Source organism: Kribbella sp. NPDC051936 (assembly GCF_040680955.1).
Lineage (GTDB): Bacteria > Actinomycetota > Actinomycetes > Propionibacteriales > Kribbellaceae > Kribbella.
On the sequence record NZ_JBFAXS010000015.1, the window covers coordinates 39,177 to 60,524 of the forward strand.

Genomic DNA, 21,348 nt, shown 5'->3' on the forward strand with positions numbered 1-21,348 from the left:
AGATACTTGATCATCGAGTTTTCTAGGCCTCGTTGGGAGTCACTGTGCCAGGTCCGGCCCGGTTGGTGCGCAGTCGGCGCACGGCCGCCTTCGTCGTCCTCGTCGCCGTCCTGCTGGCGGCCGCGGCGTTGCTGCTGCCCAGCCCGGGCGAGGCCGCGCCCAGATCCGCGACGGGCCTGTCGACCGCGGCCGAGTCCGCGCAGGTCGAGCAGCTTCGCGCGGAGCTCCCCCAGGCCGACGGTTCCGCCGTGCTGATCGTGTTCAGCCGGTCCGACGGCGGCTCGCTGACCGCCGCCGACCGGTCCGCGGCGCAGGCCAAGGCCGCCTCGGTCGGCGTGCGGGCGCCGTTGCAGGTCCCGGAGAACGGGCGCGTCGCACTCGCCGTACTCCCCCTGCCGGAGCGCGACGACGCCGCGATCGCCACAGCCGTCGACCAGTTGCGCGAGAAGCTGCGCGGTCTGCCGTCCGGCCTGGAGACCGCCGTCACCGGTCCCGCTGCCTTCACCACCGACCTCACCAAGGTCTTCGACGGCGCCGACAGCAAGCTGATCATCGTCACCGCCGCAGTGGTCGCGCTGCTGCTCCTGCTGACGTATCGCAGTCCCGGCCTGGTGCTTCTTCCACTGATCGTCGTCGGGCTCACCGAGCAGGTCACGACCAGCGTGTCCGACCAGGTCCTCTCACGCCTCGGGATTCCCGGCGGCGGACAGGTCACCGGGATCGTCAGCGTCCTGGTCTTCGGCGCCGCCACGGACTACGCACTGCTCCTGATCGCGCGGTACCGCGAGATCCTCCGGCACGAGGAGCGACCGGGCTACGCGATGGCGCTCGCCGTACGCCGGGTCGCCGAACCGATCCTGGCCAGCGGTGGCACCGTCATCGCCGCGCTTGCGCTGCTGTTGCTCGCGAGCACCGAGACGCTGGTCGGGATCGCGATCGGATGCATCATCGGTATCGCCCTCGCGATGGTCGCCGGGCTCGTCGTCCTGCCCGCGGTCCTGGTGCTGTTCGGACGGAAGGTGTTCTGGCCGTTCGTGCCGCGGGTGGGTGACCCCGCGACCGAGGGCAAGCTGTGGGGCCGCCTCGGGGCGGTTGTCGCGCGCCGGCCGGCCGTGGTGCTCGTGCTGTCCACCCTCGTTCTCGCCGGGCTCGCGCTCGGCACGTTCGGCGTCCGCACCGGTCTCGCACAGAACGAGCAGTTCCGGGTCGAGCCGGAGGCGGTGCGCGGCGCGAAGATCCTGGCGGAGGCGTTCCCGGCCGGCTCCACGGAGCCGCTGACGGTGATCGGTCCCGCGCAGCAGGCATCCACGGTGGCGGCGTCGATCAAGGACGCACCCGGTGTCGCCGAGGTCCGGCCGGGCGCCCGCAACGACCAACTCGCCTCGTACGACGTGGTGCTGACCGCCGAGCCGGGAAGCGCCGAGTCCTTCGCCGTGGTCCGGGACCTCCGCGAGCGGCTCGACCAGGTCGGGACGGACGTCCTGGTCGGCGGCGGCGCGGCCGAGACCCTCGACTCGAACGAGGCCGATCAGCGCGACCGGCTGCTGATCATGCCGCTGATCCTGCTGCTGGTGGGGGCGGTCCTGGTCGCCGTACTGCGGTCCGTGCTGGCACCTGTGCTGTTGCTGCTGACCGTCATCGCGTCGTTCTTCGCGAGCTTCGGGGCCAGCTGGCTGCTGTTCGACCATCTCCTGGGCTTCCCTGCCCTCGACGGACAGGTCATCTTGCTGTCGTTCCTGTTCCTCGTGGCACTCGGCGTCGACTACAACATCTTCCTGACCACGCGGGCTCGCGAGGAGGCGCGGACCACGAGCACCCGGGAAGGCATGCTGACCGGGCTCCGGGTGACGGGCGGCGTCATCACCAGCGCCGGGCTGCTGCTGGCGTCCGTCTTCGCGGTGCTCGGCGTGCTCCCGCTGATCACGCTGACCCAGGTCGGGGTGATCGTCTGTGCCGGCGTCCTGCTCGACACCCTGCTCGTCCGCACGGTCGTCGTCCCGGCGCTGGCCTTCCTGCTCGGCGACCGGTTCTGGTGGCCGAGCAGGTCCGGGCAATAGGTGCCTACGGCAGCCTCATGAGCGGCGCTCAGGTCCAGGACGTGGCGAACAGGAAGCTCGCCAGCGGATAGTCGCGCAGCGCGCGGGTCAGTTCGTCCCGGAGGCCGGTCGCCAAGGCCGGTGGCAGGTGACGGAACTCGAGCAGTGCCGTGACCCAGCCCGCGGTCTGTGAGATCGGACGCGGGTCAGTGGTCAGCAGCGCAGCCCAGACCGCGTGCAGCAACTGCTCGATCGAGTCTTTGACCAGATCCGGGTCCAGATCGCACTCCGGTCCCGGCCACCTGGACGTCAGGTCGGCGAGCAAGGCCGCGTGCGCCAGCTCGAGCGCGGCCTGTTCGGCCGCCGCGGCCTCGGGCAGCGGTTCCGCCCTCGGCACCACGGCGGGCATGGTCCGGATGACCTCGATCGCGTGGGCCGCGTCGGCGGCCCAGGCGGTCGCCCCGAGGCTGGTGGCCCGCAGGTCGTCGGTCCCGAACGCCGGCCCGCCGACCAGCACCGGGATCCCCGCGGCCCGCGACGCCTCGATGAAGCGTCGTGTGGTCGGCAGCGAGCCGAGGACCGAGCAGCTGACCGCCACCGCGTCCGGGCCGAGATCCTGCAGGTACTGACTCAGCCGCAGCGTCGGTGTCGACGCGCCGAGCAGCGTCGTCTCCCATCCGTCGGAACGCAGCGCGCAGTCGATCATCATCGCCGCGAGCGCATGCCATTCGCGCTCGGCGCACGCCACGACGACCCGCCCCCGAACCACCGGCGTACGCCGTACTGCCCGTGCGATCGTCTCGGTCGCGGACATCGCCACCGCGGTCGCGGCGTGCTCGTCCGCCACCGACCACTCCCCGCGCTGCCACTTGTCGCCGACGACGCGCTGGGCCGGACCGACGACGTGGGTCAGCAACGCGATCGGGTCCGCACCGTCCGCGAGCGCCGCATCCACGACGCCGAGTGCGTTCGTGACGTCGACCTTCGCCACGGCGTCCTGGAACGCCGTCAGGGTCGCTCCGAGATCGGTCGCGCTCATGCGGTCGTCCGCGCGCAGCCGACCGACACCACGGCGATGTCGTCATGAGCACGACCGGCGAGGTGCTCGACCACGTCCTGTTCGACGGCGGCGCAGACCACGTCGGGTGCGGCACCGGCGAGCCGACCCAGCAGTTCGGCCAGCCGGTCGTCGCCGTAGAACCCGGACTCACCGCGGGCCTCCTCGACACCGTCGGTGTACAGCACCAGCTGATCGCCGGGCGCCAGCCGGACCGTGGTCGCGACGTACTGCGCATCGCCGACGACGCCCAGCACCGCGCCTTCCGCCTCGACGGCCTCGACCTCGCCGTCGGCGCGGACAAGCAGTGGTGGTGCGTGGCCGGCGGACGCGACCTCCACGACCAGGTCCCCGGCCTCGGGACTCTCCCCGGCGCGAACGCGCAGGCAGAGCAGTGTGATGAAACGCTCCGACGTGTCGTCGTGGAAGACCGCGCTCAGGGCGCCCAGCAGTGCGCCCGGTTCGCGTTCGAAATGCGCCGCGGTCCGAAGACTCTGACGTGCTCTGCCGGTCAGGACCGCGGCATTCACACCCTTGCCGCAGACGTCGCCCAGGGCGATCAGCCAGTCCTCCCCCGCGCGGAAGACGTCGTAGAAGTCACCGCCGATGTCGAGCTGCTCGGCAGCCGGCCGATAGCGCGCCCCGAGCACGGCACGGGGCACGTCCGGCAGCGGCGGTGGGACGAGGCTGTCGTGCAACGCCGAGGCGATCTCGCCACGCTGTTCGTACAGCCGTGCGGAGTCCAGCGCCAGCGACGCCCGGGCGGCGATCCGCTCGGCCAGCGCGATGTCGTCCGGACCGAATCCGCGCCCCTGCCCGCGCACCATGATCAGCGCGCCCAGCGTCGCGCCCCGCGCGGTCAGGCCGATGGCGAGCACGTCCGCCGGGCGCAGCGACGCGGCCTCGTGTCGCAGGACCGAATGCGGGATGAGCGCGGACAGGCCGTCCTCGACCCCCGCGGCGACATGCAAGAGCTCCCGCATACCGGTCGTCAGCACCCGCCCGAGGGCCGTGCCGGCCACACGCCGCCGCGAGACGGTCAGCTCGGCCGTCACGTCGCTGCCCCCGAACAGCTGGAGGCCGGTGCCCTGCGGACTGGCGAGCGCGACCACCGCCCAATCGGCGACCTCGGGGCGTACCCCGTCGAGGAGCTGCAGGACGGAGCGACGCAGGTTGAGTGAGCCGGCCATCGCCAGCGCGATGTCCTCCGCGAGCTCGGGCCGAGCCCCGGTCGTTGCTGGTGCGTGTCCGGTGCTGGTGGTGTCCTCAGCCTTGATCATCGGTCACCGAGCCAGTGGCCGGAACCGTTGAAACGACCGCTTCGACCGCCTGGTCGAGCGTCTCGTGGACGGCGAACACCTTGTGCAGCTTGGTGACCTTGAAGATCTTGTGCACCCGCGGGCTGGGCGCCGCCAGGACCAGGGCCCCACCCCGCGCCGCCGCTTCCTTGTGCGCACCGACCAGGACGCCGAGGCCGCTGGAGTCCATGAACTCGACCCCACTCAGGTCGAGCACGATCGGGCGTGGTCCGAGCTGGGCCTTCAGGCCGGCGGTGAGCACCGGCGCACTCTCCAGGTCGAGGTCGCCCACGACCCGGACCATCACGTACGACCCCGCATCGGTCGTGGCGAGGACGAGTTCGGCACCTTCATCGAGCATGACAGCAGCAGCTTCCTGCCGGGCACCTGGCAACGGACGGCGCAGGCAACCCGACGGCTCAACGCGCGCGAAGGCGCGGGCCAATACTCGGCTGCTGGCTAAACCGATGACCTCGCCTACAACTATCACCGCCACCCGGCGCGGGCAACCTGACACACCCGCATCCGGCGACCGGCCGCCGCGCTCGCGACTGTCCGCTCACGACCGTGTACAGGGAGCGGACAGGGAGCGGACAGGGTCAGCGGGAGACCGGCAGGTCGCGGTCCTCGATGACCCGGCGGGCGATCTCGGGCAGCTTCACGTTGTACTCCAGCGAGATCCCGCTCAGCACCTCGTACGCCTCCCGGCTGTCGATGCCGTAGCGCTCCATCAGCACCCCGAGGCTCGAGCTGACCAGGCGGTGGGTCTCGATCGACGCGTGCAAGCGGTGCTGGTACCACAGCGATTCCATGGCGACAGCGACATGGGTCGAGAACGGCCTGACGTACGTCAGGTCGGTCGCCGTGCCGGGCCAGTACAGCGACAGCACACCGACGGCCCGCCCGCGGCCCGGGATCAACGGGACGTGCGTGACGCGCCTGGCATCCCGTACGTCGGCGGACACGGGCTCGCCAGCCTCGAGCGAACGCCGCAAGGCACCGGCCGGCGCCGCCGCGTCGTCGCGGAGCAGATCGGCTGCCGGGCCGGCTACGTCGAGGAGCGCCGCGTCGCGACCGAGCGTGGCGACGCCGACCAGTGGGCAGGCGAAGAACGCCGCCGCCAGCTCGGCTGTCACTGTCAGTAGATCCGTGGTGTCCCGGACGGACTGGAGCCGCACCGCCACGTCGGCGAGTTCTGCCGCCTTACGGCGCACGATCTGCTCGTCGTCTGTTCGCAACGGACTCCCCATCGGCAACGTGGACCGGCGCGCGCCGGGTCCTGGTCTGGATCGTCGGGATCATAGGCGATCCGTCCCCCGCAGGCCGCCGGTCCGGGCACGTTCCGGCCGGTGGGGTCGTGCTGGGCACGGTGGCCCGGAAGACGCACAATGAATCCACCGGTCGGCGCCGCCGACCATTCGAGTCGAGGGTACTGCGATGGAACTACCGGAGTTGGCCGACCTGATGGGCACGGTCGCCGACACATTGCGAACGCCGGTCACGGCCGAGGATTCGCTCGACCTGATCACCTCCAGCGTGGTCGCGACGATCCCCGGCATCACGGGCGCCAGCATCTCGGTGACCAGCACCGACGGCACGATCGAGACACTCGCGCCGACCGACCCGCTCGCGGCCGAGGTGGACCAGTTGCAGTACGACCTGGGCGAGGGTCCGTGCCTCGACGCGGCGCTCAGCGAGCCGGTCGTGCAGGTCGACAACCTGGGGAGCGACGACCGGTGGCCGCAGTACGGTCCGAAGGCCGCCGCCCTCGGGATGCACTCGCAACTCTCGTTCCAGTTCCGGGCCGCACCGCGGGTCCGCGGCGCGCTCAACCTGTACGCCGACGAGCCGCAGACCTTCGACGCCGACGCCCACTACATCGCGGGCATGTACGCCGACTGGGCCGCCGTCCTGCTGGGCTGGAGCCGGCAGGAGTCGACGATGACGGAGGCGCTCGAGAGCCGGACCACGATCGGCACCGCCATCGGGATCCTGATGGAGCGCTACCAGCTCGACGCGAACCGGGCCTTCACGTTCCTCGTCCGGACGTCGCAGACCGGCAACGTCAAGCTCCGCGAGGTCGCGGCCGGGGTGGTCCGGGACACCGCCAAGAAGGCGCGAACCTAGCCGAGGTAGGGGTTGCCGGCGCTGGTCCACTTCACGACGCCGGTGTACGCCTGCCGTTTGTTCGAGTCCTTCACCCCGTTGTGGTTGGCGTCGACGTACGCGTGGAACGCGATCCGCGTGATCCCGCCGACGTTCAGCACGGTCGCTCCGCCGGGACCGCAGAGCCGGGTCGACGTGGTCGTCATCAAGGTCTTCACCCGTGTGAAACGCCCGCCCCAGAAGGTGTTCGCGGACCATACGTCGGTGTTGTACGAGCAGTTGACGTAGTCACCGCGCGAGGCGAACAACCACACCTTGCCGCCGTGCGCGATCACCGACGGGCCTTCGATCCTGGTCGAGCTGACGATCTTCGCGATGCTGTTGCCGACGACCCGCGTACCGGTCTGGGTGTCCATCTGCACCGCGCGGATCTGGAAGCCGGACGCGTTGCGGTAGTCGCTCTTGTAGATCAGGTACCGCTTGCCGTCCTTGGCGCGGTACGCCGCCGGATCGATCGCCTCGTACCCGCGCGAGACCCACGGCGAGCACACGACCGGCTTGGCACCGGGCGTGTAGTTGCCCGCCGGCTGCCGCGAGGTCGCGACGCCGATGCAGTGCACGTGCCGGGACGCGGACTCGCCGGTGAAGTACATGACGTACAAGGCCCCGCGGCTGTCCGAGCTCTGGAAGACTTCCGGTGCCCACAGCAACGGCTTGCTGTGATCGACCCAGGCCGGGATCGCCGCCATCGACTTGTGGACCGCCGACCAGCCGCTGCTCGTCGTCCAGCGCGCGCCGTAGCCGGCGCCGGTCCGGAACAGGTAGTACTTCGAGCCGAAGTGCGCGAATCCGGGGTCGGCGAACTCCTCGGTGCCGACCCGGCGCACACTGCTCGGCCCGGCCGCCTCGGCGACACCCGCCGGCATCAGTGTTGCGCACAGACTGGCGGCGATACCTAGGACAAGTGGCGTACGGCGCATGCGAACTCCCGTGGGCGTCGGGGTTGTCAAGGTGCTGCAATGTACCCCGGCCACCGGGCCACCTTCAGAGCCACCAAGCCGAACCCGCCGTCTGTGACGAACAGGCCCAGCTGCCCAAGCCCCAAGTCGTACCGGCGGAAGCTCAGCGCGACCCGGTTGTCGACCACGACCTGACCGGTCGTCCCGTCCAGCAGCAGCTGCACCGTATGCCGCCCAGGCGGCAGCGGGCAGGCACGCTCGAGCTCCACGACGTACGGCACGTCGCCGCGAACCTGCCACTGCGCAGCGCCCGTGCGGCCGCGGGGCCAATGATCCATGACCAAACGGTTCGCCTGTGGCTCCAGGCGGACGATCGTCGCGTCCTCGCCGTCCGGCCCGGCGTGCAGCAGCAAGCCGAACGACTGCGTTCCGGCATCGATGTCGACGGTCAGCGTGATCAGGCACCGCTCGGGAACGGGTTCACCGATCCAAGCGGCGTACCGGTCGATCGCGCCCTGCCCCGGTACGGCATCCGCGCGGTCGAGCGGCGACACCTGCACGTCCTGTACGTCGCCGTGCGCCGCGACGACCTCACGCGGGAACCCGAACGCCAGCGTGCCGTCGTCCTCCTGATGCGCCTCGAGGACGGCGAGGTCACCGGCCCACTGCCACGGACCGGTGTCCGAATCCCCTTGTTTCGTAGGGATCCAGCCAACGAAGAACCGCCGTCCGTCGTGTTCGACCGATTTGGCCGCGTAGAACGCCCGCCCATCGACGGTGTCGCGCGCGGGTGCGAGCCACGGCCCGTCGGGACCGCGCGCGATCCGGTAGCGCGTCTGGAACGCGTCGGTGAACTCGGAGTAGACCAGGTACCACCAGTCGCCCCACTGGAACACGTCCGGGCACTCCTGGGTGATGAACCGGTGCGGCTCCCACAGCGGCTCCGCGAGTTCCCACTTCTCCAGATCGGTCGACGTCAGCCGCGCCACCACACCGCACCGGCGATCGGGCGTATCGGCGTACCGCGCAGCGAGCACCAGCTGCCAGGTTTCACCGACCCGGTAGACGAACGGATCACGCCAGTCCTGTGGCACGAAACCTTCCGGCGCACCGAAGGACAGCGCGGGTTGCTTGGTCCAGCGCGTCGGATCGCCGTCGCTGACCGCGTGACAGACCACCTGGAACGAGCCGTCCGCATCGCCGCGCCGCGGATTGTGGCCGGTGTAGAACAGATGCAGCCGGTCCCCGTCGGCGACCACACTTCCCGTGTAGCAGTCGAAGTCCTCGTCGTCGCGACCACCGGCCGGCAGGACGACGCCGTGGTCCGTGTAGTGCACGAAATCCGTTGTCGACAGCAACGCCCAGGGCATCCCACCCTCCCCTGCGGTTGGGTCGTCGGGCCGCTCGTCGAGCAGGTAGAACAACCAGATCCGCCCGGCATGACTGAACGGAATCACGTCACCGACGAAGCCCGACGACGGGCGCCAGTGGATCATTGCGGCGTCCCGCGCCGGCGCCGGCGCGGCGGATCGCCGACCGAGTCGCGCTCGATCAGCTCGCAGTCGACGATGATCCGCTCTGGGGCCTCGTCGGGCGGGGACAGCACCAGCTCCCCCGCGCGGCGGCCGAGCATCAGGTGCGGCAGTGCGGCGGTGGTCAGCCCCGGGCGGACCTGGTCCGCGACGTCAGGCTGGTCGTCGAAGCCCACGATGCTGATGTCGCGCGGGCACTCCAGGCCGAGCGCGTGCGCGGCGAGCAGCGCACCGATCGCCATCCGGTCGTTGCCGCACACGAGCGCGGTCGATCCGTGCTCCGCCACCACCTCGGTCGCGAGGTCGTACCCGGAGCCGATCTGGTAGTTGCCGTACCGGTGGACGAGGTCGGCCGGCCGCAGACCGGCCGCACGGGCGGCGTCGTCGAAGCCGCGGCGGCGCTCCTTGCAGGCGTAGTCGTTCCGCATACCGCCGAGGAAGGCGACGTCGCGGTGCCCGCGGTCGAAGACCGATGCGGCCGCGGCGCGCCCACCGGCGTACTCGTCGGCGAGCAGGACCGTGTCGGCGTGCCCCTCCTCCGGCCAGCAGTTCACGAAGATCGTCCGGATCCCGTCGAGGCGCGGGCTGCGGTGCAACGGCTTCGGCGAAAGTGACGCGTACACGATCGCGGCGACGCCCTGCCCGACCAGGCTCGCCACGGCGTCGTCACCCTGTCCCGGGTCGTCGGTGGTGTCGACGACCATGCACACGTACCCGGCCGGCTGGACGACCTGTTGCAGGCCGAGCACGATCAGACCCGCATACGGCTGGGAGACGATGCCGCTCGTCACGACGCCGACCGTGAACGACTTGTTCGACCGCAGCAGCTGCGCGGCCCGGTTCGGGACGAACTCGAGCTCGGCCGCAGCCTCGAGGACGCGCCGCCGGGTCTCCTCGGCCACCGCGACGTCACGACGGTCGTTGAGCACGAACGAGACCGTCGGCTGGGACACCCCCGCACGACGCGCGACGTCGGTCATCGTGACCCGTTTCGGCCGGCCGGCCGGCTGCTTCGCCATGGTCCCCCTCTGCGCTGCGCGGCCTCGTCGCCGCCGTCATTTTCCTATCACAGATCGACCCAATACGTATTGCGTCACACCGCACACCGCTGCTACGGTCCCGGGTCAATACGTATTGGGCGGCCTTGCCGGGCCGCCCGCGCGGTCAAGGAGGAACCCAGATGACAGGTACTCGTCCGCCCGGCGGCGCGCTCGCCCGCCGTACTCTGCTGAAGGCCGGAGCCGGTGGTCTCAGCCTGGCCGCACTGGCCGATCTGGCCGCCTGCGGCAAGGACGGCGGCAGCTCGCCGAAATCGCTGAAGATGCTGTACTTCGGTGAGCAGGCCGCGGCCACCCAGCTGCAGAACCGCCTGCAGCCGCAGATCGCCAAGCTCGACGCGAGCATCAAGTTCGAGATCTCGGCCATCAACGGCACCGACTGGAACGACTTCCTGGCGAAGGTGCTGACCCAGATCGCCGCCGGGACGCCGCCGGACATCATCAGCGTCGCCACCGAGGGCCTGCAACTGATGGCGTCCAAGGAGCTCGCGGTCCCGCTCGACGACTACGTCACCAAGGACCTCGACGCGCTGAAGGAGTACTTCGCCGACATCCACCCGGCCCTGGTCGAGTCGATGATGTACCAGGGCCACCTGTGGGAGCTCCCGGACAGCTTCAACGCCGGGAACATGTTCTACAGCACCGGCTTGTTCCAGCGCGCCGGCGTCGTACCGCCGAGCGAAAACTGGACCCTCGACGACTTCGAGGCGGCCGCGACCAAGATCGCGAAGTTCCAGGGCGTCAACGCCTTCGGCTGGGTGGTCCGGCTCTGGGGCAGCTGGACGTCGTTCATGTACGCCAACAACGCCAACCTGCTCGAGGAGGGCAAGTACGACGGCGGCGACTGGCTGTGGAGCAAGGCGTACGCCGGTGACGCGGCCGCCGCGGGCCGCAAGGGCGGCTGGAAGTGGGGCGCGCCGACCGCTAACTCCGAGGCCACCGTCGAGGCGCTGAACTACATGATCGAGCTGACCAGGAAGGGCCTGTCGCCGTCGCCCGACGTCGGCGGTGGCGGCACGCTGCAGGGCCTGTTCGCGTCGAACCGGATCGGGATGTCGATCGGCGGCGGCTTCTGGGCCGGCGGCCTGACCAACGCCGGGATGAAGAACGGCAGCTTCGACGTCACGATGTTCCCGAAGTGGAAGAGCCAGCGGCACCTGTTCGGCGCCGGCGGATACGCGATCTTCAAGTCGTCGAAGAAGAAGGACCTGGCCTGGGAGGTCCTGAAGCTACTGGTGAAGCCGGAAACGTTCGACCTGGTGTTCCCGGGCAACGTCACCACGCCCGGCCGCAAGTCCCTGGTGACGGCCGCGCGGTACGCGAAGACGGGCCCGAAGCACTGGTCGGTCTTCTACGACACGCTGACCAAGCACCCGGACACCGCCCCGATCCCGGCTCCGCCGTACTACAACGCGCTCGCGACCGCGCTCAACCAGCGCACCACCGAGGCGATCTCGTCCGGCAACGCCAAGGCGGCCCTCGACGGGTTGCAGTCCGACCTCGAGAAGGCTGCGGGGGCCGGCTGATGACTGCCGTCACCGCGGAGGTACGGCGGACGGCGGTGAAGCCGCGCAGCCACCCGAGCTCGCACGGGGAGACACGGTTCGGGTTCGCGATGATCGGGTTGTCGGTGCTGTTCGTCGCGGTCTTCACCGCGATCCCGATCGTCGCGTCGCTCGGCTTGTCGTTCTTCTCCTGGGATGTCATCTCGTCGCCGGAATTCGTCGGGCTGGAGAACTACCGGCGGCTGTTCACCGACGGCCCGGTGCTCAAGTCGTTCGGCGTGACGCTCGGCATGGCGCTCGCGATCGTCGTCCTGCAGCTGACCGTCGGGCTGGGGCTCGCGGTCCTGGTCAACCAGCGCCGGCTGATCTGGGCGCGGACGGTGTTCCGGACCGCGTTCTACCTCCCGCTGCTTGCGTCGACGGCGGCCGTGTCGATCTTCATGGGCTATCTGTTCGACTACAAGTTCGGCGTCGTGAACTACTACCTCGGCCTGCTCGGGATCCCGAACGTGCCATGGCTGACCAACGGTTTCGCGGCCGCGACCACGATCGTGCTGATCGCGGTGTGGCAGCAGGCCGGGTTCACGTTCGTGCTGTTCGTGGCCGCGCTGATGTCGGTGCCGGCCGATGTCCTGGAGGCGTCCCAGATCGACGGCGCCGGACCGTTGCGGACCTTGCTGCGGATCAAGATCCCGCTGATCAGCCCGACGATCCTGTTCGCCGCGGTGGTTGCCCTGATCAACGCGATGCAGCTGTTCGACCAGCCGTACATCATGACCAAGGGCGGCCCGGGATCGGCGACCACGACGGTCACGATCGCGATGTACCAGAAGGGCTTCCAGAACCTGCAGTTCGGCTACGGCTCCGCGATCGCGATCGTGCTGCTGGCCGCGATCCTGGTGATCACCGGGCTGCAGTTCCTCGCGGCACGAAAGCTGGTGTTCTACCAATGATCCACTCCACCACGACCCTCGCCCGGATCGGCCGCGTCACCGGCGCCGCGATCCTGGTGATCGCCGCGATGGTTGCCCTCGGCCCGTTGCTGTGGACGGTCACCACGTCGCTGCGGACACCGGCCGAGGCGTTCACCAACCCGCCGCAGTGGTTCTCGCTGCACCCGGACTTCTCCAACTACGGCGCGGTCTTCGACCGGATCCCGATCGGCCGGTTCTTCGTCAACAGCGTGGTCGTCACCGGGCTGATCGTGATCGGCCAGACCATCACCTGCACGCTGTCGGGGTACGCGTTCGCGATGGTCAGCTTCCCGGGGCGCTCGGTGATCTTCGGAATCTTCCTGGCCACGATGATGGTGCCGCTGCAGACGATCATCATCCCGGTGTTCGTGATCGTCCGGTACCTCGGCCTGTCCGACAGCCCGTTGTCGCTGGTGGTCTCGGCGCTCGGCAGCGCGTTCGGCACCTTCCTGATGCGGCAGTACTTCCTGCAGATGCCCCGCGAACTGGGCGAGGCCGCACGGATCGACGGCGCCGGGCACTTCCAGACCTTCCTGATGATCTACGCCAAGATGGCCGGCCCGGCGATCGCGACGCTCGCGATCCTGAACTTCTCCGGCTTCTGGGCGGAGTTCTACCGGCCGCTGATCTTCCTGCAGTCGCAGGACAGCTTCACGCTGCCGCTCGGCCTGGTCGGTCTGCAGGGCAATCTCGGCACCGGTTCGATCTCGGTCGTGCTGGCCGGTGTCGTGCTCGCGATCCTGCCGAGCGTCGTGCTGTTCGTCTTCGCCCAGAGGTACTTCATCGCAGGAATCACGGCAGGAGCTTCACGGTGACCCAGATCCAGTCCGCCCGATCGGCCGGCACGGTCGCGCATCTCCGTCCCGCGTTCCACGTCCGGCCGCCGCGCGGCTATCTCAATGACCCGAACGGGCCGATCGAGCTCGGCAACGACGTCCATCTGTACTTCCAGTCGCGGCCGGTGCTCGACCTGCAGGCCCCGGTCGAGTGGGGTCATGCGACGTCGACCGACTACGTCCGCTGGACGCTGCACCGGCCCGCGATGGCGCCCCGGCCGGGCGGTCCGGACACCGACGGCTGCTGGTCCGGCAACACGGTGCTCGACGACGGCCGGATCCGGGCCTTCTACTCGGGCCGGGTCGAGGAGCGCCCGTACCAGTCGGTCCTCACCGCGGTGTCCGACGACGGCGGCGCGTCGTTCGGGCCGCCGCGCCAGGTGGTGCCCGACCCGTCCGACGGCGCGATCATGTTCCGCGACCCGTTCGTCTGGCGGGAGGACGATTCGTGGTGGATGGCGGTCGGCGCCGGGTACGCCGGACGCGGCGCGAGCATCGCGTCGTACCGGTCGGACGATCTGGAGCACTGGACGGACGCCGGACCGCTCGCCGAACTGCCTCGCGGCGTCGTGGACGGCGAGGACACCGGCGCCGCGTGGGAATGTCCGCAGATGCTGACGATCGACGGCCGGCGGATCGCGGTGGTCTCCTCGTGGTCACCGGAGGGCGGTCCCGGCGAGGCGCTGTCGTTCGGCGTCGACGGGCCGCCGGCTCCACAGCGGGTCGATCACGGGACGAACTTCTACGCCGCGTCGGCCTTGCGTGACAGCCGGTTCGGCCCGCTGTTGTTCGGCTGGCTGACCGAGGGGCGCGACCGCCCCGGGTGGAACGACGACTGGGCGGGGGTCATCTCGCTGCCCCGCGTCGTCTGGCTCGGGGCCGATTCGTCACTCCGGAGCGCCCCGGTTCCGACGGTCGACACCCTGCGGACGGGGCCTGGCGTGCCCGCCGACGGTTGTACGACGGGGCCGCAGTGCGAGATCGCCGTACCGGAAGGGCCGGGGCGGGTCGTGATCCACTTCAGCGACCAGGAGCGTGTGGTGATCGAGCTCGACACCGACACGCTGACGGTCGACCGCTCCCAGGCCGGCCTCGGCCCGCACAGCCACCGCGACAGTATGAGGGTCAGCGACGCCTTCGACCCGGCCTCGGGCCGGCCGGCGGCGCGGATCTTCCTCGACGGGTCGGTGCTCGAAATCTTCACCAGCGCGGGCCGCGTCCTGAGTACGCGGGTCTACCCGACGTCGCCGCCGGTCTGGCGGGTCGAGGCGCCGGCGACGGCCCGCTTCTGGACGCTCGACAGCTGACAACGACTGATGCCGCGCCGGTTCGACCGGCGCGGCACCAGGTGGGTGTGACTACTCGCCGACCAGTTGTTCGTAGTGCGTGGTCAGCGACACGTGCGTGACGCCGTTGAAGGTGGCTGGGATCTTGCCGTACTTGGTGATCGCGGTCGCGGTGCCGTTCGCCTTGCTCATCGCGTACTGGTCGGCGGTCTGGGTGTCGTGGTCGGCGAACACGAGCAGCGTGCCGCCGCGGGTGCCGCAGCCCTGCGCGACGATGGACTCGTACTGCGCGAAGCCGGTGGAGCGGATCAGCTTCATGACCGGCTTGGCGCCCGCCGCGACCGGGATGTGCGCGGTCCACAGCGCGCCGGTGGTCGTGGTCATCAGCAGCGTGTCGTACGTCGCGGTCTCGCTGATCACCGTCATCGCCTTGAAGCCGCGGAAGCCCGGGATCGGGCCGAGGGCCTTGAATCCGGCGCCGACGATGGCGTAGCGGTACAGGCTGTTGTTGGTGTTCAGGCCGTACAGGTACGCGTGCCGCGGCTGGGCGACGCTGTAGTTGGAGGTCGCGATCGACTTGAAGCTGGTCCAGCCCGACCCGACCTTCTTGAAGGTCGGCACCGGCGGCTTCTCCTCGTCGGTCGGCAGGTACGTCGTGTGCCGGTAGAGGTTCCCGCCCTGCAGCAGCAGACCGTAGTAGTAGAACTGGGTCTGCGTGGCGTTGGTCGCGAAGTACCAGGTCGCGTCCGCGCGGGTGCCGACGAACGCGAACGGCTCGAAGATGTCGGCCTGCGGCAGCGTGGGCGGCCTGGACGGCGTCGCGTCGATCTCCTGCATGGTGCCCGCCGCGGTGGGCACGCCGACCGCGCTGACGCACGGCGTGGCGGCGACCGCGGCCTTCGCGGACAGCGGCCGGGCGGTTCGTTCCGAGAAGTACGGCTTCGGGTCGGCCTGGCCGCTCGCTGCGGCCGGGGCGGATGCGGCCGCGGCCGCGAGCAGGCCCGCGCCGGCCAACGAGAGCGCAAAGCGCTGCAGTTTCATAGGAGTTCCCCCTCCAGTGTCATCTCGAAGAGCTCGAGATCGGCCGACTATAGCCGAGCCCAAGGCCCTTTGAATACAGGGTTGCAGCAAGCTGCACGGCCTCAGACCCGGCGCACTCCGGCCGCGGACGACGGACCGGCGTTGTGTACGGCGATGGCGTGGATGTTCTCCAGGGTGCCGGTGTACCCGGCGACCACGGTCGCGGTGATGGTCCCCGAAATGCCCGCCCCTTCGGGCAGCAACGCCGTACCGCATTGGACGGTGCCGGCCTCAGCCGTTGCCGGCAGCACCGACCCGGACGGTCCCCGTCTCCTGTCGGCAGTCGCGCACACAACAGATCACAGAGTAATCAACCAACTACCCGATGTCATCGCTATCCGTTGCCAACGGCCACTTCATTCCCGTGGTTCGACGCGCAGCGTGGTGGCTCTCGCCGCGGCGTTCGTGATCGCGCGGCTGGGCGATCCGTTGCCGTACTTGGCGAAATAGGCCGCGTCGATCCGGTCGTCGGCCGTGTCGTCCGGCACGTAAGTGACCTCCCTGGTCGTCCCGTCCCACGCGATCGCACCTTCGTGATGCCGGACGACCCCCTTGTACCAGCCACCCTCGGCGCCGCGCACCGATCGCACGTACAGCTTTCGGTCGACGACGACGTGCCACACGATCGTCAGCGTGCGCAGCGATCCGTCCAGGCGACGCCCGGCGACGCGGATCTCGCCGAGCCGGTCCAGGGTGTTCAACTCGTCAGCAGTCCAAGTACTCACGTTTCCGCCTCCACTGTGCGGGTCAGGCCTCGGGGATCGGGCGGCCGAAGGCGGTCAGGGTGATGTCGTCGGGCTCGGGGCCGCCGCGTTTGCCGGTTTCGAGGGTGTCGAGGGTGGCGAGTTCGCCGGGCGTGAGTTCGAAGTCGAAGGCGTCGAGGTTCTCGGCGATTCTCGCGGGCCTGGTCGACTTGGGGATGACCGAGCGGCCCTGCTGGAGGCCCCACCGGAGCATGACCTGGGCCGATGACTTGCGGTGGGCGGCGGCGATGCTGCCGATGACGGGATCTTCGAGGGCGCTGGCGTGGCCGCTGTCGCGGTAGAAGGTGATGCCGCCGATCGGCGACCAGGCCTGGTTGAGGATGCCGTGGTCGCGGTCGAACGCCTGAACCTCGCGCTGCTGGAAGTACGGGTGGATCTCCAACTGATTCATCGCCGGGACCACGGTGGTCGCGTCGAGGAGCGCGCGGAGGTGGTCGACCATGAAGTTGCTGACGCCGATCGCGCGGACCTTGCCGTCGGCAAGGAGCTTCTCCAGGGCACGGTACGCCTCTAGCGTCCGGCCGAAATCGCTCGGCAGCGCCTGGTGGAGGATCAGCAGGTCGATCTGCTCGACGCCGAGCTTGCCCGCGCTCTTGGCGAACCCGTGCACCTCGCGCTCGTTGCCGTACGCCGCGGCGGTGTCGATATGGCGGTAGCCGAGATCGAGAGCGGCCGCGACGGCGGCACGGGTCTCGTCGGGCGGCGTCTGGAACACGCCGAGGCCGAGCGCGGGCATCTGGACACCGTTGTTGAGCGTCAGGGTCTGCATCAAAGAGTCCTTCGGAGGGGCTCGCGTACGGTCCAACTGGCGAGGAGGTTCAGTGCCTCCTCGGCAGGCGAGTCGGGGGGTGCGGTGTAGATGTTGACGCGCTGGCCGGGATCGCCGGCGAGCTCGAACGCTTCGTAGTCGAGCTCGATGTCGCCGACGACCGGGTGGTGGAAGCGTTTGCGGCCGGTGCGGTGGTAGCGGACGTCATGGGCGGCCCAGCGGCGGCGGAAGTCCTCGCTGCGGGTGGACAGCTCGCCCACGAGGTCGGAGAGATCCTTGTCGTAGGGATCGCTTCCGGCCGCGGCCCGCAGGAACGCTACACAGTCGTTGGCTGCCTTGTCGTAGTCGACGAAGAACTCTGTCGCACTGGGGTCCAGGAAGCAGAAGCGGGCGCTGTTGGGCGGCCTGTGAGGCCCAGCCTGGTCGTACAGCGGGCTGTACAGGGCTCGGCCCAGGTCGTTGGCGGCGAGCACGTCGAAGCGACTGTTGCGCAGATACGCCGGCATCGGCATCTGGTCGAGAATGCGCTGGACGACCGGACGCACACGCTTCTTCCCCGGCGTACGGCGCGGTGCGTGAGTCGCGGGTGTGGCCGCCGTACGGACCAGGCGGTAGAGGTAGTCGCGCTCGGCCTCGTCGAGCTGCAGCGCGTGCACGAGCCCGTCGAGGACGCTCTCCGAGACGCTGCCGGCACTTCCGCGCTCCAGGCGGGTGTAGTACTCGACGCTGATCCCGGCAAGCAGGGCGACCTCTTCGCGCCGGAGGCCGGCTACCCGCCGGTTCGCGCCGTACACGGGTAGACCGGCCTGATCGGGGGTGAGCCTTGCCCGACGGGTGGTGAGAAACTCCCGCAGGTCGTTGTTGACGGCCATACCTTCACGCTACGTCGTCGCCACGCACCTACCAGACCCTGTCAGTACCCCTCTGACCAGGTGAGCGTGACGGGCGCCGCGGATCATCGCGAAGCTGGTCGCGGAGTCGAAGTACGACGTCGCTCAGCACGGCGGCCGCTCGGGCAGCCACCTGATCACGCGTCCACGGCACGTCGAACCTCCCGCGGCCGGGTCGTACGTTTCTCGATCGACTTCCGGCCGGCCTGCTCTGCCGTCAGCGGTACGACGCGCTGCACGAAAACACCTGGCAGGTGAATCGCGTCAGGGGCAAGCTCGCCGACCTCGACGACCTGCTCGGCCTCGACGATCGTCAGCCGGCCGGCCATCGCCGCGACCGGGTTGAAGTTGCGGGCCGAAGCGTGGAACACGCAGTTGCCGGCCCGGTCGGCGACTGCCGCGCGGACCAGGGCGACGTCGGTGACGATCGCCTCCTCGAGCACCATGTCCCGGCCCTGGATCGTCCGCACCTCCTTGGCCGGTGAGGCGACCGCGACGGTGCCGTCCGGCGCGTACCGCCACGGCAGCCCGCCCTCGGAGACCAGCGTGCCGACGCCGGTCGGGGTGAAGAACGCGCCGATCCCGGCGCCACCCGCGCGCAGCCGCTCGGCGAGCGTGCCCTGCGGTGTGAGTTCGACGGTCAGCTCGCCCGCGAGGTACTGCCGGGCGAACTCCTTGTTCTCCCCCACGTACGACGCGATCACCCGGCTGATCCGCCGGCGTTCGAGCAGCAGGCCGAGTCCGGCACCGTCGACCCCGCAGTTGTTCGACACCACGGTCAGATCACCGGCGCCCTGCTCCAGCAGCGCCTCGATCAGGAACCACGGGATCCCGGCCAGCCCGAACCCGCCGACCGCGACACTCGAACCGTCCGGGATGTCCGCGACCGCCTGCGCCGGGGTGGCGACGACCTTGTCGAGGCTCACGAGCCGTCCTCCGGGAGATAGGCGATGACGGCCGGCGTCACCGCGTCGGCCCGTTCGGCCTCCATCGGCGCGTCCGGGCGGCTGACCGCGCACGCGAGCTTCACCGGACGGCCTCGAAGATCGCGGCGATGCCCTGACCACCGCCGATGCAGAGGGTCTCCAGGGCGTACCGGCCGTCGCGCCGGTGGAGTTCGCGGGACAGGGTGGCCAGGATCCGCGCGCCGGTGGCACCGACGGGGTGGCCGAGGGAGATCCCGGAGCCGTTCGGGTTCAGGCGCTCGTCGAGCGGGTCGACCTTCCACTCGCGCAGGCAGGCGAGGACCTGGGACGCGAACGCCTCGTTGAGCTCGATCAGGTCCAGGTCGTCGAGGGTGAGGTCGGCGCGCGCGAGGGCCGCGGCGGTGGCCGGCACCGGACCGATCCCCATCACCTCAGGCCCCACACCAGCGACCGCCCACGAGCGCAGTGCCACGAGCGGGCGAAGGCCGCGGCGCTCAGCCTCCTTTCGGGTGGTGACGACGCAGACGGCGGCGCCGTCGTTCTGCCCGCTGGCGTTGCCCGCGGTGACGGTCGCGCCGGGGTCTTGTGCGAGCATGACCGGCCGAAGCGCGGCGAGGCCCTCGAGCGAAGTGTCGGGACGCGGGTGCTCGTCGGCGGTGACGAGCGTGCTCGTACCGCGCCGGCCAGGAACCTCCACCGGCACCACCTCGTCGGCGAACCGGCCTTCGGCCTGCGCGGCGACGGCGCGCTGGTGGGACCGCAGCGCGACCGCATCCTGCTCCGCACGGGAGATGCCGTAATCGCGGCGGACGTTCTCGGCCGTCTCCAGCATCCCGCCCGGCACCGGATGAAACTTGCCGCCGGCCGTTTCCCTGGCCCGAATCAGGCGGTCGCTCAGCTCCACACTGCCGCGGACGCCGGTCCGCAGACCGAGCGCGTAGTGCTCGACCTGCGACATCGACTCGGTGCCGCCGGCAACAACCAGCCGAGCCGCCCCGGTGGCGACCATGCCTGCCGCGTACAGCACGGCCTGCAGGCCCGATCCGCAGCGGCGGTCGACCTGCACCCCGGGTACGCCGACGCCGAGGCCCGCGTCGAGGGCGGCGATCCGCCCGATCGCCGGCGCCTCGCCGTTCGGGTAGCACTGGCCGAGCACGACGTCGTCGACATCACCTTCGCCCAGACCGGTCCGGCGGACGAGTTCGGTGAGAGCGGCCGTGGCGAGGTCGGCGGCCGACAGCGCGGCCAGCGCACCGCCGAAGCGGCCCACCGGGGTACGGATCGGTTCGCAGATCACCACATCGCTCATGCCCTCGACGGTAGGCCGCCAGGACCGATATGGAGAAATACTCATTTACGCTCGACTGAGACTCTGCCAGTATCAATCACGTGGAGCTCCGTCACCTGCGGTACTTCGTCGCCGTCGCCGAGGAACGGCACTTCGGGCGCGCCGCCGCCCGGCTGCACATGGCCCAGCCGCCGTTGTCGCAGCAGATCCGCCGGCTGGAGAGCGAGCTCGGCCTGCAGTTGTTCCGGCGTACGACGCGACGCGTCGAGCTCACACCCGCCGGCGAGTCGTACCTGGTCCGGGCCCGGCAGATCATCGCGGCGGTGTCGTCCGCGGCAGGTGAAGCCCAGCGGGTCGCGGCGGGGCTCCAAGGGCGGCTCGTGATCGGCTGCGTGGGCTCGGCGACGTACAGCCTGCTGCCGCATCTGGTGCGGACGTTGCGCGAGGAGCTGCCCGACGTGGAGGTCGCCGTCCAGGGCGAGATGCTCGCCCCCGAACAGGCCCAGGCGCTCGCGGACGGGCGGATCGACCTCGGGCTGCTACGGCCGCCGGTGGAGGACGAGTCGCTGCGGGTCGACGTACTGCGCTCCGATCCGCTGATCGTCGCCGTACCCGACGGCCATCGGCTGGCCGGTAGACGCCGCGTGCGGCTGGAGGAGCTGGCCGACGAGGACTTCGTGATCCACGCGGGCGCCGGGCGATCGGTGATGCACGACACCGTGCTCGCACGCTGCCGGGCGGCCGGGTTCGAGCCGCGGGTACGGCACGAGGTGGCGGAGACGTCAACGTTGGTGACCTTCGTCGCGGCCGGGCTGGGGATCGCGATCGTGCCCGCGCCCGTTGCCGAGCTGAAGGTTCCCGGGGTCGCCTACCGCGCGCTCAGCGGCTCGGCGACCGTCGAGCTGGCGGCCGCCACCCGAGCCGACGACGCAGCACCACACCTCGAGCGCGCACTGACGGTCCTCACAGGACTGGTTCAGTAGG

General features: G+C 70.0%; 21 protein-coding genes. 7 read left to right on the forward strand and 14 right to left on the reverse strand.

The genetic code is table 11. From position 1 onward, the window contains the following. Positions 1-65: 65 nt before the first annotated feature. Positions 66-2,057, forward strand: a complete 1,992-nt coding sequence (locus tag AB0L64_RS39120; RefSeq protein ID WP_363718024.1) for an MMPL family transporter — start codon at positions 66-68, stop codon at positions 2,055-2,057. Between the two features lie 28 nt (positions 2,058-2,085). Here the strand turns inward: AB0L64_RS39120 and AB0L64_RS39125 are convergent, their stop codons facing one another. The 4 genes from AB0L64_RS39125 to AB0L64_RS39140 form a co-directional block, all read right to left on the reverse strand. Beyond that, a complete protein-coding gene (locus AB0L64_RS39125; RefSeq protein WP_363718025.1) occupies positions 2,086-3,075 on the reverse strand; it encodes a cobalamin-dependent protein in 990 nt (329 codons plus the stop codon). Further along, complete coding sequence (locus tag AB0L64_RS39130) at positions 3,072-4,373, reverse strand: SpoIIE family protein phosphatase (RefSeq protein ID WP_363718026.1); 1,302 nt, start codon at positions 4,371-4,373, stop codon at positions 3,072-3,074. Before AB0L64_RS39130 ends, AB0L64_RS39125 begins: the two co-directional genes overlap by 4 nt. Beyond that, the gene (locus AB0L64_RS39135; protein ID WP_363718027.1) at positions 4,360-4,752 is read right to left on the reverse strand and encodes an STAS domain-containing protein; all 393 of its coding nucleotides are present in this window, start codon (positions 4,750-4,752) and stop codon (positions 4,360-4,362) included. Before AB0L64_RS39135 ends, AB0L64_RS39130 begins: the two co-directional genes overlap by 14 nt. 238 nt (positions 4,753-4,990) lie before the next feature. After that, positions 4,991-5,629 carry an ANTAR domain-containing protein gene (locus tag AB0L64_RS39140; RefSeq protein WP_363718028.1) on the reverse strand — a complete coding sequence of 213 codons (639 nt, stop codon included), beginning with the start codon at positions 5,627-5,629 and terminating at the stop codon, positions 4,991-4,993. 199 nt (positions 5,630-5,828) lie between these two features. Here AB0L64_RS39140 and AB0L64_RS39145 point away from each other — a divergent pair, with 199 nt between their 5' ends. Continuing rightward, complete coding sequence (locus tag AB0L64_RS39145) at positions 5,829-6,518, forward strand: GAF and ANTAR domain-containing protein (RefSeq protein ID WP_363718029.1); 690 nt, start codon at positions 5,829-5,831, stop codon at positions 6,516-6,518. On the opposite strand, the gene AB0L64_RS39150 is transcribed toward AB0L64_RS39145, so the two are convergent. Genes AB0L64_RS39150 through AB0L64_RS39160 form a run of 3 tightly spaced genes read right to left on the reverse strand, consistent with a single transcriptional unit; the run spans position 6,515 to position 10,007 of the window. Further along, positions 6,515-7,477: a family 43 glycosylhydrolase gene (locus AB0L64_RS39150; RefSeq protein WP_363718030.1), complete on the reverse strand. Its 963-nt coding sequence runs from the start codon at positions 7,475-7,477 to the stop codon at positions 6,515-6,517. The two genes, AB0L64_RS39145 and AB0L64_RS39150, sit on opposite strands and share 4 nt — an antisense overlap. Positions 7,478-7,503: 26 nt before the next feature. After that, entirely contained in the window at positions 7,504-8,952 is a 1,449-nt protein-coding gene (locus AB0L64_RS39155) for a glycoside hydrolase (protein WP_363718031.1), read from the reverse strand. After that, complete coding sequence (locus AB0L64_RS39160) at positions 8,949-10,007, reverse strand: LacI family DNA-binding transcriptional regulator (protein WP_363718032.1); 1,059 nt, start codon at positions 10,005-10,007, stop codon at positions 8,949-8,951. The genes AB0L64_RS39155 and AB0L64_RS39160 overlap by 4 nt, the downstream gene beginning before the upstream one ends. 161 nt (positions 10,008-10,168) lie before the next feature. On the opposite strand from AB0L64_RS39160, the gene AB0L64_RS39165 reads away from it, so the two are divergent. Genes AB0L64_RS39165 through AB0L64_RS39180 form a run of 4 tightly spaced genes read left to right on the forward strand, consistent with a single transcriptional unit; the run spans position 10,169 to position 14,668 of the window. Continuing rightward, entirely contained in the window at positions 10,169-11,572 is a 1,404-nt protein-coding gene (locus AB0L64_RS39165; RefSeq protein ID WP_363718033.1) for a sugar ABC transporter substrate-binding protein, read from the forward strand. Further along, the gene (locus tag AB0L64_RS39170; protein WP_363718034.1) at positions 11,572-12,504 is read left to right on the forward strand and encodes a sugar ABC transporter permease; all 933 of its coding nucleotides are present in this window, start codon (positions 11,572-11,574) and stop codon (positions 12,502-12,504) included. The genes AB0L64_RS39165 and AB0L64_RS39170 overlap by 1 nt, the downstream gene beginning before the upstream one ends. Next, the gene (locus AB0L64_RS39175; protein WP_363718035.1) at positions 12,501-13,340 is read left to right on the forward strand and encodes a carbohydrate ABC transporter permease; all 840 of its coding nucleotides are present in this window, start codon (positions 12,501-12,503) and stop codon (positions 13,338-13,340) included. Before AB0L64_RS39170 ends, AB0L64_RS39175 begins: the two co-directional genes overlap by 4 nt. Further along, entirely contained in the window at positions 13,337-14,668 is a 1,332-nt protein-coding gene (locus AB0L64_RS39180) for a glycoside hydrolase family 32 protein (protein WP_363718036.1), read from the forward strand. Before AB0L64_RS39175 ends, AB0L64_RS39180 begins: the two co-directional genes overlap by 4 nt. A 51-nt stretch (positions 14,669-14,719) precedes the next feature. On the opposite strand, the gene AB0L64_RS39185 is transcribed toward AB0L64_RS39180, so the two are convergent. From AB0L64_RS39185 to AB0L64_RS39215, 7 genes are all read right to left on the reverse strand, one after another. Further along, complete coding sequence (locus tag AB0L64_RS39185) at positions 14,720-15,688, reverse strand: hypothetical protein (protein WP_363718037.1); 969 nt, start codon at positions 15,686-15,688, stop codon at positions 14,720-14,722. A gap of 101 nt (positions 15,689-15,789) precedes the next feature. After that, positions 15,790-15,978 (reverse strand): hypothetical protein, encoded by a 189-nt coding sequence (locus tag AB0L64_RS39190; protein WP_363718038.1) that lies wholly within the window; start codon positions 15,976-15,978, stop codon positions 15,790-15,792. Between the two features lie 105 nt (positions 15,979-16,083). After that, a complete protein-coding gene (locus AB0L64_RS39195; protein ID WP_363718039.1) occupies positions 16,084-16,452 on the reverse strand; it encodes a DUF2255 family protein in 369 nt (122 codons plus the stop codon). Between the two features lie 22 nt (positions 16,453-16,474). Then, a complete protein-coding gene (locus tag AB0L64_RS39200; RefSeq protein ID WP_363718040.1) occupies positions 16,475-17,260 on the reverse strand; it encodes an aldo/keto reductase in 786 nt (261 codons plus the stop codon). After that, positions 17,260-18,132, reverse strand: a complete 873-nt coding sequence (locus AB0L64_RS39205; protein WP_363718041.1) for a helix-turn-helix transcriptional regulator — start codon at positions 18,130-18,132, stop codon at positions 17,260-17,262. The genes AB0L64_RS39200 and AB0L64_RS39205 overlap by 1 nt, the downstream gene beginning before the upstream one ends. A 155-nt stretch (positions 18,133-18,287) precedes the next feature. Then, positions 18,288-19,076 (reverse strand): CoA transferase subunit A, encoded by a 789-nt coding sequence (locus AB0L64_RS39210; RefSeq protein WP_363718042.1) that lies wholly within the window; start codon positions 19,074-19,076, stop codon positions 18,288-18,290. Positions 19,077-19,176: 100 nt separating this feature from the next. After that, positions 19,177-20,385, reverse strand: a complete 1,209-nt coding sequence (locus tag AB0L64_RS39215; RefSeq protein ID WP_363718043.1) for an acetyl-CoA C-acetyltransferase — start codon at positions 20,383-20,385, stop codon at positions 19,177-19,179. Between the two features lie 80 nt (positions 20,386-20,465). Here AB0L64_RS39215 and AB0L64_RS39220 point away from each other — a divergent pair, with 80 nt between their 5' ends. Next, a complete protein-coding gene (locus AB0L64_RS39220) occupies positions 20,466-21,347 on the forward strand; it encodes a LysR family transcriptional regulator (protein ID WP_363718044.1) in 882 nt (293 codons plus the stop codon). The last annotated feature ends 1 nt before the right edge of the window (position 21,348 follow it).